Consider the following 11,700-nt stretch of genomic DNA (forward strand, 5'->3'; position numbering starts at 1 on the left):
AGGAGACCCCGCCATGACAGCCCGCCTTCCGATTGACGGCATACCCGCCCTTTCGGACTACCAGCTCACCGATAATCTGGCCGCCACCCGCGGACGCATCTTTCTGACGGGCACTCAGGCGCTCGTGCGCATCCTGCTGACGCAGCGGCGGCTCGACCGCGCGCGCGGCGTGAATACGGCCGGCTTCGTGAGCGGCTACCGCGGCTCCCCGCTCGGCATGGTCGACCAGCAACTCTGGAAAGCGAAGAAGCTGCTGGAGGCGCACGACATCCGCTTTCTGCCCGCGATCAACGAAGAGCTCGGCGGCACCGCGGTGCTCGGCACGCAGCGCGTCGAGGCCGATGAAGCGCGCACCGTCGACGGCGTGTTCGCGATGTGGTACGGGAAAGGGCCGGGAGTCGACCGCGCGGGCGACGCGCTCAAGCACGGCAATGCCTACGGGTCGTCCCCGCACGGCGGCGTGCTCGTCGTGGCGGGCGACGATCACGGGTGTGTCTCTTCGTCGATGCCGCATCAAAGCGACTTCGCAATGATCGCCTGGCAGATGCCGGTCGTGAATCCGGCAAACGTCGCCGAGATGCTCGAGTTCGGCGCTTACGGTTACGCGCTCTCGCGGTTCTCGGGTGCCTGGGTCGGGTTCAAGGCGATTTCGGAGACGGTCGAATCGGGTTCGACGGTCGACCTCGATGCATTGACGACGCAGTGGACCGCGCCCGTCGAGTTGGCCCCGTTTGCCGGCGGCCTGCACAACCGCTGGCCCGACTTGCCGAGCCTCACGATCGAGGCGCGCCTTGCGGCCAAGCTCAATGCCGTGCGCGCCTTCGCGCGCGCCAATTCCATCGATAAATGGATTGCGGCGAGCCCGCAGGCGAACGTCGGCATCGTCACGTGCGGCAAGGCGCACCTGGACCTCATGGAAGCGTTGCGCCGGCTCGACGTTTCCGTTGCCGACCTCGATGCCGCGGGAGTGCGAATCTACAAGGTCGGACTGTCGTTTCCGCTCGAAACGACGCGTTTGGATGCGTTCGTCGAGGGCCTCGACGAAGTGCTCGTGATCGAAGAGAAAGGCCCCGTCGTCGAGCAACAGATTAAGGATCATCTCTATAACCGTATCGCCGGCTCGCGCCCGCGCATCATTGGCAAGCACGATGCGAGCGGCGCCCCGCTTCTCTCCGCGCTCGGTGAGTTGCGCCCTTCGCGCGTACTACCCGTATTCGCCGAATGGCTCGCACGGCATAAGCCCTCGCTCGACAGGCGCGAGCGTGTCGTCGAGCTCGTCGCGCCGGAAATCCTCTCGAACGAGGCCGACGCGGTGAAGCGCACGCCCTATTTTTGCTCGGGCTGCCCGCACAACACCTCGACGAAGGTGCCCGAAGGCTCGATCGCGCAGGCCGGCATCGGCTGCCACTTCATGGCCTCGTGGATGGATCGCGGCACGACCGGGCTCATCCAGATGGGCGGCGAAGGCGTCGACTGGGTATCGCACTCGATGTTCACGAAGACACGCCACGTTTTTCAGAACCTCGGCGACGGAACGTACTTTCACTCGGGCATTCTCGCGATCCGCCAGGCCGTTGCGGCGCGCACCAACGTCACCTACAAGATTCTCTACAACGATGCGGTTGCGATGACGGGCGGACAACCCGTCGACGGCAGCATCTCCGTGCCGCAAATCGCCCGCCAGGTCGAAGCCGAAGGGGTCTCGCGCTTCGTCGTGGTGTCCGACGAGCCCGAGAAGTACGACGGCCATCACGGACTCTTTCCGAAGGGGACGACGTTCCACGATCGCAGCGAGCTCGATGCCGTGCAGCGCGAGTTGCGCGAGGTAGAGGGCGTGAGCGTGCTGATCTACGATCAGACGTGCGCGGCCGAAAAACGTCGCCGCCGCAAGAAGGGGCAGTTCCCCGATCCGGACAAGCGTCTTTTCATCAACGAGGAAGTCTGCGAAGGCTGCGGCGACTGCGGAGTGCAGTCGAATTGCCTCTCGGTCGAACCCGTGGAAACGCCGCTCGGACGCAAGCGCCGTATCGATCAGTCATCGTGCAACAAGGATTTCTCGTGCGTGAACGGCTTTTGCCCTAGCTTCGTGACGATCGAAGGCGGCAAGCTGAAAAAGGCGGCGGGCGCGGCATTCGACGAAGCCGCCCTCGATGCGCGCGTCGAGGCACTGCCGTTGCCGGCGATCTCACTCGACGCCGCGCCCTACGACATTCTCGTGACGGGTGTCGGCGGCACGGGCGTGGTGACGGTGGGTGCGCTGATCAGCATGGCCGCCCATCTCGAAGGCAAGAGCGCTTCCGTGCTCGACTTCATGGGCTTCGCGCAAAAAGGCGGCTCGGTGCTGTCGTTCGTGCGTTTCGCCGCCCGCGACGAGTGGCTGAACCAGGTCCGCATCGATACGCAGCAAGCCGACCTGCTGCTTGCCTGCGACATGGTCGTCGGAGCGAGCGCGGACGCGTTGCAGACCGTGCGTCATGGTCGCTCGCGAATCGTCGTCAATACGCACGCGATTCCGAACGCAACGTTCGTGCGGAACCCGGACGCGAACCTGCATGCCGATGCGCTCATCGACAAAATGCGCCATGCGGCCGGCGCCGAATTCTTGTCGAGCTGCGACGCACAGTCGCTCGCGTCGAAGTTCCTCGGCGATACGATCGGCGCGAACATTCTGATGCTCGGCTTCGCGTGGCAATTGGGTCTCGTTCCCGTGTCGCTGGCAGCGCTCTCGCGCGCGATCGAGCTCAACGGCGTGGCCGTGGCGACGAACAAGCTCGCGTTCTCGATCGGCCGCCTCGCGGCGAGCGATCCGCGCGCACTCGACGCGCTGTGGGCCGAGCGGCATGGCGGCATCCGAGCGGCCTCGGCGCCGGCCGCGGACGGCTCGACGGCGAGCACTGACTTCGGCGCGCTCGTGGCGGACCGCGAAGCACGGCTCGCCGCCTACGGCGGCCGACGTTACCTCGAACGCTATCGCGCGCTCGTCGCAGCGGCCCGCCTTGCCGGCAAACGGGTCTCGACAGCGGACGGCGACCGACTTGCCGCCGCTGTCGCGACGACGTTCTATCGACTGCTCGCGGTCAAGGACGAGTACGAGGTGGCGCGTCTGCACACCTCCTCCGCATTCCGCGCGGCACTCGAGACGCAATTCGAAGGCACGGCCGGCAAAGACTTTCGCGTGAAGTTCAACCTCGCCCCGCCCGCGCTTGCGAAACCCGGGCCCGGCGGCATTCCGCGCAAGATGACATTTGGGCAATGGCTGTGGCCCGCGCTCGGGCTGCTGGCGAGGTGCCGCACGTTGCGCGCAACAGCGCTCGATCCGTTCGGGCGCACGCTGGAACGCAGGATGGAGCGCGCGCTTGCAAATGACTACGAGCTGACGATGGCGCGAGCATTCGACGCGCTTACTCCGTCGAACGCCGAGACGGTCGTGCAACTTGCGCAGTTGCCTGCGCGGGTGCGCGGCTATGGTCACGTCAAACTGGCGAACCTCGCGGCCGTCAAGCGTACCGAGCGCGCGCTGGCCGCGCAGTTGTCGCTCGAGGCGGCCACGAGCACCGCTGTGCAGCAAGCGCTCGATCAAGCGAAAGGCGTCGGGACGCTGCGGGGCATTCCAGTCGTCGCGGCGAAATAGAAGCCGGCCAAGCAATCGACCATTGACGAGACCTGTGAAACGACCTAATATCAGCTCACCCTCCAGGCCATCTTCTGCTCGTTAGCCGATCGGTCTAATTGGCGGAAAGACCTGGGATGCCCATACTCGTCACCGTAGGCATCGGGGCGCCGCAACCAGCCCCGATGAAATGAACAATGGAAAGCATTCTTGCCCGCGCCTCGATCGGAATCAGCGAATTGAAGCTCAACCCGACAGCAGCCATCGAACATGCCCACGGCCCGGTCGCCATTCTCAACCGCAACAAGCCGGTCGCTTATCTCGTTCCGGCCAGCGCTTGGGAGGCGATTTGCGAGCGGCTGGAAGACCTCGAACTGGCGGAAATCATCAAGGCGCGCAGCGGCGAGACACCGGTGAGCGTCAAGTTTGAAGATCTTTGAACTGAAATTTCTGCCGTCAGCGTTAAAGGAGTGGCATCGTCTCGACAAGACTGTTCGCGATCAGTTCAAGAACAAGCTTGCCGAGCGGCTGGCGAATCCCAGGATCGAATCGGCACGCCTTTGCGGCATGCCGCACTGCTACAAGATCAAGCTGGCAGCGCTGGGCTATCGGCTCGTTTACCAGGTGGACGACGGCGGCGTCACCGTCGTCGTCGTTGCCGTCGGCAAGCGCGAGCGCAGCGTCGCTTATCGCGCCGCGCTCGTGCGAATTCATTGAGTCTTCACGCCTCGGCGGCTTCGATCCAGTCGACGTCGCCGCACAGCACACGAAGCTGCTCGCCGACGCGTATCGCCAACGATAACGTGACGCAAGGCAGCGCCTCGTTGATCGACAAATAGGGCTTCGTCACTTGCACGCGCTCGGGCGCTTCCATTGCCGTCCGAAAATACGGCCGGCGCACCCAATTGGCGCCCTGCGCGTCGGCCACGGGCATGAAACGCGCCTCGTTGCCGGGCCGATCGGCGCGCAGCACGATGTTACGGCCCGCCTGCCGTCCCTGCGCGTCGAGCAGAAAGCAGCGCGCCGCATGATCGAGTGCCAGGAAGTTCCAGCAGACCTCTTCGAGCGGCTCGCCCGCGGCCAGTCGTTCCCCGGCTCGCATGAGCGCGCGGATATACGGCGCGAGGCGCGCCGCATTGCGCCGCTCGCGCGCCTCGCTCTCCGAGCGATGATGCTCGGCCAGCTCGCCGATGCGCGCGGCCGCGTAGCCGCTATCGGCCGGTCCCGGGCCCGGGCGTCCGAAATGGAAACCCTGTACGAAGTCCGCATCGCAGGCAAAAGCAAGCTGCGCCTCATGCTCCGTCTCGACGCCTTCGATGAGGACCAGCTTGCCGGCCTCGTGCAACAAGGAGACGAAACCGGGCAGGATGGCCGCGGCCTGTGTGCGATGCGCCGCATGGGACAGCATCATCCTGTCGATCTTGACGATGTCGGGGTCGAGCTGCCAGATGCGCTCGAGATTCGAGTCGCCCGCGCCGAAATCGTCGAGTGCAATCAGGAACCCCTGGTCGCGAAAGATCCGCACCTCGTCGGCGATCCGATCGAGGTCATGGATGCGCGCCTCCTGCATTTCGAGCACGATCCGGCGCGGCGGCAAATCGAGTCGCGAGAGGCTCGCCGCGAACGCGGCGGCATGATACGAGTCCGTCAACGCGCCCGCATGCACGTTGAGAAATAGCCACTCGCGCTCGGCGCCGAGCATTTTGAAGTTCTCGAGATGGAGCGTCAGCGCGAGGCGATCGACGTGAAGGAGTTCCCCGCGCCGCGCCGCATCGCCGAAAACGTCGAGCGGCGGGACGGGGCAATCGAACGCGTCATGCGCCCGCAGCAAGCCTTCATAGCCGACGGCCCGCATATGCGCGAGGCTGAAAACAGGCTGAAAGACGCTCGTGAGCGTCAGCTCGTGGTGACGTAGCGCGTAACGCCTCAGTCCCGAAACGACATCTTGCTCGAACCCGGCGGGCGGTGCGACCGCTGCGTCTTGCATCGAGGTCGGTATGGCGATCGGTCGATCACTGCGTATTCCATCTTGAAGGGGGGAAATCAACGACTGCTCCTCGGACTCTCGTTTGATCGTTGAGGCCGTCTAAGCAAGCTCCGTGCAACCCCCACGCGAACGCCCTGTCCGCGCCCTCCTCGCGTGTCGGGACCAAGCGCGATGCACCGGCGATCGTACCGCTTCGCACCAGTGCGGTGCGCGCCGCTTCGTTCTCGGATGCACCGTTTCCGCGCACGCCTATAGTACCGGCCCACGCACCGCTTCGCGGCGCAAGAAGGCGTAGAGCAAAATCGCACCGAACGTCGCGGTTCCAATCCCGCCGAGCGAAAACCCGCCGAACTTCAACGAGAAATCGCCCGCACCAAGAACGAGCGTGACCGCCGCGACGATCAGATTTCGATTGTCGGAAAAGTCGACACCGTTCGTGACCCAGATCCTCGCGCCCGTCACGGCGATGAGGCCGAAGACGACGATCGATACGCCGCCCAGCACGGGCCCTGGAATCGTCTCGATCAGCGCGCCGAACTTCGGCGAGAAGCCGAGCACGATCGCGATCACCGCGGCGACGACGAACACCAACGTCGAATAAATCTTGGTCACCGCCATCACGCCGATGTTTTCGGCGTAGGTGGTGACGCCCGTGCCGCCGGCGAAGCCCGAGACGATCGTCGCGAGACCATCGCCGACGAACGCGCGGCCGATGAAGCGATCGAGGTTTTGCCCTGTCATGGCGCTGACCGCCTTGATATGACCGAGGTTTTCGGCGACGAGGATCACCGCGACGGGGGCCAGCAGGGTCATCGCATGAGGATCGAAGACGGGCGAGCGGAAATTCGGCAGTCCGAACCATGCTGCGTTGGCGACGATCGAAAAGTCGATCGGCCGGCCGAGGCCCATTCCGTTCGCAACGATCGCATAAATCGCGTAAGCGATAAGGAGCCCCACGAGAATCAGCAGACGTTGAACCATGCCGCGCGCGAAGACGGCGACGGTGCCGACGCAAAGCACGGTCACGAGCGCCATCCATGCATCGAATGTCGACGTGCTGACGCCCTTGACGGCAATCGGCGCCAGATTGAGGCCGATCACCGCGACGACCGAGCCCGTAACGACGGGCGGCATCAACGTCTCGATCCAGCGTGTGCCGACCGCCGCGACGATGAGTCCGATGATCGCGTAGACGATTCCGCAGCTGATGATGCCGCCGAGCGCGACCGCGACGTTGGGATTCGGGCCATGCCCGCTATAGGCCGTGACGGCAATGACGAGACCGATGAACGAAAAGCTCGAGCCCAGATAGCTCGGCACGCGCCCGCCGACGAGCAAGAAAAAGAGCAGCGTGCCGATGCCCGACATGAAGATACAGAGATTCGGATCGAATCCCATCAGCAACGGCGCGAGCACCGTCGAACCGAACATGGCCACGACGTGCTGAATGCCCATCGCGACCGTCTGCGGCCAGGCGAGACGTTCGTCAGGGCCGACGACACGGCCCTCGATGGCGCCGGGCGCGAGGCGCCAGCGTGGGAAATAGGAATCGGCCATGCTCGTTGCGCTCCTTTGTCGACGTGTTGCCTTCTTATCGTGGAGATGCGCCGCGACGGTGCGGCGCAGCGGTCAACGCGCGAGTGTACGGAGGGCAACTGGCGCTGGCAAGAGATCAGAATTGCGTCCCGAGCGGCGCGTGCGTGGACTCGGGGCGACCCCAGCTCAGACGTGCGCGGTACGATTAGTAGAACGAAACAACGAACGCACCGCTCGCGTCGATGTCGAGCGAGACGGTGTCACCATCGGCTGCGTCGCCCATCCGCGCGAGGATCGCTTGCGAGAGCATCGGCATCACCGTCCCTCGCAAAATGAAATCGATGTTGCGCGCACCTGTTTCGACTTCCGTGCAACGCGCCGCGATCGTATCGACGACCGAGTCTGAATAGACGAGCCGCAGCTTGTTGTTGCGCGCGAGACGCTGTGCAAGCTTGTCGAGCTTGAGCCGCACGATTGCCGCCAATGCGTCGGCCGCCAACGCATGGAACGGGATGACGGTCATCCGCGCCAGCAGCGCGGGCCTGAAGTGAGCCGACAGGATGGGCCGCACCGCAGCCATAAGCGTCTGCGCATCGGGCCGCGCGCCGTTCGCCGTCGAATCCGTGATGACGTCGGTCGCCAGGTTGGATGTGAGAAAGATGACGGTGTTGGAGAAGTCGATGGTCTTCCCCTCGCCGTCCGACAACACGCCCTTGTCGAATACTTGATAGAAGAGGTTCATGACGTCGAGGTGGGCCTTTTCGACTTCATCGAGCAGCACGACGGAGTACGGCCGCTGTCGCACCGCTTCGGTCAGCAAGCCGCCTTCGCCATAACCGACGTAACCGGGCGGCGATCCGATCAGGCGGCTGACGTTATGACGTTCTTGAAACTCGCTCATGTTGACGGTGATCGTCGATTTCTCGTCGCCGAAGAGCATATCGGCGACGGTCAGCGCCGTTTCGGTCTTGCCGACACCCGACGGTCCCACGAGCAGGAACACGCCCATCGGCTGCTGCGGGTCCTTCAGGCCGGCGGCCGATGCCTTCAGGATCTCCGCGATCTGATCCATCGCATGGTCTTGTCCGCGCACGCGCCGCTTGAGCGTCTCGGCCATGTGCAGAATCACCTGGGCCTGATCGCGCTGGAGTTTGCCGAGCGGAATGCCGGTCCAATCGCTGACGACCTTGGCCACGACGTCCGGATCGACATCGACACGCACCAGCGGCGCGTCGCCCTGAGCGTCGCCGAGTGCCGCCTGCGCGTCGGCCACGGCCTGGCGCAGCCTTCCGAGCTCGGATTCCGATTTGGCCGCGGCGCGCGCCTCGGCCAACGCCGCGCGTGCCGCGAGCAACGCCTGAGCCGCCGATTTCTGCGCAAGCCAGCGCGCGGACAACGATTCCTTGGTTGTGTGCAGCTCGGCCAATTCGGCGGCGATCTCGTCGAGTCGGCTCTCGTCGACGGCTTGCAGATTGTCGCGATCGCGTTCGAGCCCGGCCCGCTCGCGCATGAGCGCCTGGATCGCGCGCTCCGTATCTTCGAGCACGTCGGGCTTTGCGCTTTGCAACACTTTGACGCGCGCGCACGCGGTATCGAGCAGATCGATCGCCTTGTCCGGCAACTGTCGGCCCGTGATATAGCGGCTCGACAATTCGGCCGCGGCGACGATCGCGTCGTCGCGCATGACGACGCGATGCACCGCTTCGTAGCGCTCCTTCAGTCCGCGCAGGATCAGCACCGCGGTGCGAACGTCGGGCTCGTCGAGCTTGACCAGCTGAAAGCGCCGCGCGAGCGCCGCATCCTTCTCGAAGTACTTCTTGTATTCGGACCACGTCGTCGCGGCGATCGTGCGCAGCTCGCCGCGCGCGAGCGCGGGCTTCAATAGATTGGCCGCATCGGACGAGCCGGCCTGCCCTCCCGCTCCGATCAGCGTATGCGCTTCGTCGATGAAGAGGATGATCGGCTTCGTGGACGCCTTGATCTCGTTGATGATCCGCTTCAAGCGATTTTCGAACTCGCCCTTGACGCTCGCGCCCGCCTGCAGGAGGCCCATATCGAGCCCCAAAAGCGTCACACCGCGCAGCGACTCGGGGACATCGCCTTCGACGACGCGCAACGCGAGGCCCTCCACCACCGCCGTCTTGCCGACGCCGGGGTCGCCCACGCAAATCGGGTTGTTCTTGCGTCGGCGAGCGAGGATATCGACCATCTGCCGAATCTCGGGGTCGCGGCCGAAGACGGGGTCGATCTGGCCTGCTCGAGCCTTCTCCGTGAAGTTCTCGCAGTACTTGGCGATAGCGCTGCCCTCGCCGCCCGCGCTTGCGCTTGGCCGTCCCCCCGCTGCCTGAGCCGGCTCATCGGCGCTCGTCGCCGTTTCGAGTGAGGTGGCGCAGACCGGACCGAAGCTTTGGAGCACGGCGTCGCGATTCAGGCGTCGCAGCATGTCCGCGTAGCTTCCGGCCGCAAGAAACGTGGCCCGCGCAATCAGCGCAACGAGGATGGCCCCCGACCGTACACGCGTCTCGGCGAGATCGACGGAGCCAATAAGCCACGCATCCTGCAGCAGTTCCAGCAGCAAAGGGGAAAACACGGGACGACCCGCATTGCCGGTCCGGAAGTCTTCCGTGGCCCGCGTAAGCGAGCGCTTCAGCGCGGCGGCGTCGATGCCATGCTGACGCAGCAGAAGGGGGATGTCCGCCAGGTCCTCTTCGAGCAGCTCGAGCAGCAAGTGTTCGACCGTGACTTCGTAATGCCCTTGAGATACGCAGAGCCCGGCGCTATCCGCCAGCGCTTGCCTGCAATAGTCATTGAGGCGGTCCACCAACGGCTTCATGTCGACTAACAGCATGGCCATGCTCTCCTTTGTTCGAGTCTTCGTTCGTTGCCCGCATCGGTGCGGCGGCGCGTCTCTCAGCGCGCCGTGCAATGTCATGCCGCCATCGCAAAGGCGAATTCTACGAAAAATCGAGCCGGCCAGAAAAAAACCGGCTGCCTGTTGCGGCAGCCGGCTTTGGGCCACGCCGTCGATCACCGGGCGCGAAGGTCGAACGGTGAAGGCGACGGCAGGTGGCGATAGGGTCAATAACGATGCGGCTCGTCTTCGCGAGGACGCGGACGGCGATCGTCATCGTGATGCCAAGGATCGCGATCGTGCGGGTGACGGTGCATCCACTCGTCATGCTCCCAGTAGCGATGACCATCCCAATAACGATCGCCGTGCATGCCGATGCTGACGTCGACGTCCACCGGCATCAGATGCGCCTCGCCAAATGGCGCGCGCTGCGGGCCCTCTTGTGCCGATGCCGCTTCCGCGGCGACAAACGAACCGCCGACCAGCACGACCGCGAGAGCCGTACGAGCAAAAATCGAACGGGCCTTCATACCTACCTCCTACATTCGGTTCGGATTCGATGGCGGCAGGACCGATCGTGGTAGACGTTCCCGCCTCCGCCTGAGAACCAATGTATCGAGGACCGAGGCGCGAACATGTGCCGACTTGTAAGCGCTCATTTCATCGGATGCAGGCACGGGCGGCCAAAGCCTGCGACGCCACTAACGCGCCGGCGCGGGGATGAGGGGCCGAATCGCGCCCGCAATGCAGGCGGCGACGCCTGTCAGCGGCCGTTACATTTTCGCCTCTAAGAGGCCGGCTGGATTGTCCGCCATTCGTCGCTCACCTCATCGTCGTCAGACATGCCCACGGTTTCCCTTTCGAGCCGATGGTCTCGTCGATCCTTCTGCAACGATATGTAAGCCCTATGGGTCGCGGTCACATGGCGTAACACGTGTTAACGCCGTCGCAATCGAAACCGCGATCGGCGCACCTACACTGGGCTTGCCTCCATGGTGAGGCCTTTCTTACCCACTTCAGCTCGGCCCTCCTCGCAACGCGCAAGGGGGGCGCTTTTTTGACGTTGGCGATTCGACGACGGAGAGAAAAATCGTGATCAGGCTGCTCGCAGTCATTGCCCTGGCCGGCGGCCTAGCCGGCTGTGTCGTCGCTCCCCCGTACGGATATGCGCCTGCCTATCCGGCATACGGCTATTACGCCGCACCCGCTTACTACGCGCCGAGCGTTTCGGTAGGCGTGGGCTTCGGGGGCGGCTGGCACGGAAGATAACCCGATGCGTCGGCGCATCGGCAGGCGGCCTCGGTCCCGCGATGCGCTGACAGTTTCGCCTGAGGGAAAGTAAGGCGAAAGCAAATAGAAAGGGGCTTGCCGAACCGCCGCCTACGACGCTACGTCGATCTCCTCCACGACTCTGATCTGCGGCGGCTCAGCGATCCAGTCTCCCATCTTCGCCTTCAACGCCTGAAAGTGCGCGCTCGCGAGATGCGCGTCGAACGCGGCCCGGTCGACGTAGATCTCGTAAAGATGCAAGGCCGGCCCTTTGCCCTCGCGCGTCTCGCGAAAGAGGTCATACCGACGGTTGCCGGGCTCTTTGCGCGTCACGGGTACCATTTGCCGCAGCGCAGCTTCGAGGTCCGCGGCATGCTCGGCCTTCGGAACGATCGTGGCGATTACGTAGGTGCTCATTCCAACTCCTCCTTTCCTGGAAGAAGACAT

9 protein-coding genes are annotated in these 11,700 nt (G+C 64.3%); 4 read left to right on the forward strand and 5 right to left on the reverse strand.

Going from position 1 to position 11,700, the window contains the following annotated elements; genetic code table 11:
- The first annotated feature begins 13 nt into the window (after window positions 1-13).
- The 3 genes from C9I57_RS06985 to C9I57_RS06995 all read left to right on the forward strand — a co-directional run bounded on the left by C9I57_RS06985 (window position 14) and on the right by C9I57_RS06995 (window position 4,327).
- Window positions 14-3,631 carry an indolepyruvate ferredoxin oxidoreductase family protein gene (locus C9I57_RS06985; RefSeq protein ID WP_107149908.1) on the forward strand — a complete coding sequence of 1,206 codons (3,618 nt, stop codon included), beginning with the start codon at window positions 14-16 and terminating at the stop codon, window positions 3,629-3,631.
- Between the two features lie 176 nt (window positions 3,632-3,807).
- Window positions 3,808-4,050: a type II toxin-antitoxin system Phd/YefM family antitoxin gene (locus tag C9I57_RS06990; RefSeq protein WP_107149909.1), complete on the forward strand. Its 243-nt coding sequence runs from the start codon at window positions 3,808-3,810 to the stop codon at window positions 4,048-4,050.
- Window positions 4,037-4,327, forward strand: a complete 291-nt coding sequence (locus tag C9I57_RS06995; RefSeq protein WP_107149910.1) for a type II toxin-antitoxin system RelE family toxin — start codon at window positions 4,037-4,039, stop codon at window positions 4,325-4,327. The genes C9I57_RS06990 and C9I57_RS06995 overlap by 14 nt, the downstream gene beginning before the upstream one ends.
- Window positions 4,328-4,331: 4 nt before the next feature.
- Here the strand turns inward: C9I57_RS06995 and C9I57_RS07000 are convergent, their stop codons facing one another.
- The 4 genes from C9I57_RS07000 to C9I57_RS07015 form a co-directional block, all read right to left on the reverse strand.
- Window positions 4,332-5,597 carry a sensor domain-containing phosphodiesterase gene (locus C9I57_RS07000; protein ID WP_107149911.1) on the reverse strand — a complete coding sequence of 422 codons (1,266 nt, stop codon included), beginning with the start codon at window positions 5,595-5,597 and terminating at the stop codon, window positions 4,332-4,334.
- 249 nt (window positions 5,598-5,846) lie between these two features.
- Entirely contained in the window at window positions 5,847-7,154 is a 1,308-nt protein-coding gene (locus C9I57_RS07005) for a solute carrier family 23 protein (RefSeq protein ID WP_107149912.1), read from the reverse strand.
- 184 nt (window positions 7,155-7,338) lie between these two features.
- Window positions 7,339-9,981 carry a type VI secretion system ATPase TssH gene (gene tssH, locus C9I57_RS07010; RefSeq protein WP_181321751.1) on the reverse strand — a complete coding sequence of 881 codons (2,643 nt, stop codon included), beginning with the start codon at window positions 9,979-9,981 and terminating at the stop codon, window positions 7,339-7,341.
- 230 nt (window positions 9,982-10,211) lie between these two features.
- Window positions 10,212-10,514: a hypothetical protein gene (locus C9I57_RS07015; protein WP_107149913.1), complete on the reverse strand. Its 303-nt coding sequence runs from the start codon at window positions 10,512-10,514 to the stop codon at window positions 10,212-10,214.
- A gap of 562 nt (window positions 10,515-11,076) precedes the next feature.
- Between C9I57_RS07015 and C9I57_RS32660 the strand changes: the two genes are divergently transcribed.
- On the forward strand, window positions 11,077-11,253 hold the full coding sequence (locus tag C9I57_RS32660) for a hypothetical protein (RefSeq protein WP_181321752.1): 177 nt from the start codon (window positions 11,077-11,079) through the stop codon (window positions 11,251-11,253).
- A gap of 111 nt (window positions 11,254-11,364) precedes the next feature.
- Here C9I57_RS32660 and C9I57_RS07020 read toward each other — a convergent pair whose 3' ends face one another.
- Window positions 11,365-11,670, reverse strand: coding sequence for a putative quinol monooxygenase (locus C9I57_RS07020; RefSeq protein WP_107149914.1), 306 nt, complete (start codon window positions 11,668-11,670; stop codon window positions 11,365-11,367).
- Window positions 11,671-11,700: the final 30 nt, after the last annotated feature.

The sequence above is a fragment of the Trinickia symbiotica genome (assembly GCF_003028655.1).
GTDB lineage: Bacteria > Pseudomonadota > Gammaproteobacteria > Burkholderiales > Burkholderiaceae > Trinickia > Trinickia symbiotica_A.

Excerpts from the sequence above, each read along its gene's own strand:
- C9I57_RS06985 (WP_107149908.1), top strand. The coding sequence starts at position 14 with ATGACAGCCCGCCTTCCGATTGACGGCATACCCGCCCTTTCGGACTAC.
- C9I57_RS06990 (WP_107149909.1), top strand. The coding sequence starts at position 3,808 with ATGGAAAGCATTCTTGCCCGCGCCTCGATCGGAATCAGCGAATTGAAG.
- C9I57_RS07000 (WP_107149911.1), bottom strand. The coding sequence starts at position 5,597 with ATGCAAGACGCAGCGGTCGCACCGCCCGCCGGGTTCGAGCAAGATGTC.
- C9I57_RS07005 (WP_107149912.1), bottom strand. The coding sequence starts at position 7,154 with ATGGCCGATTCCTATTTCCCACGCTGGCGCCTCGCGCCCGGCGCCATC.
- tssH (WP_181321751.1), bottom strand. The coding sequence starts at position 9,981 with ATGCTGTTAGTCGACATGAAGCCGTTGGTGGACCGCCTCAATGACTAT.
- C9I57_RS07015 (WP_107149913.1), bottom strand. The coding sequence starts at position 10,514 with ATGAAGGCCCGTTCGATTTTTGCTCGTACGGCTCTCGCGGTCGTGCTG.
- C9I57_RS07020 (WP_107149914.1), bottom strand. The coding sequence starts at position 11,670 with ATGAGCACCTACGTAATCGCCACGATCGTTCCGAAGGCCGAGCATGCC.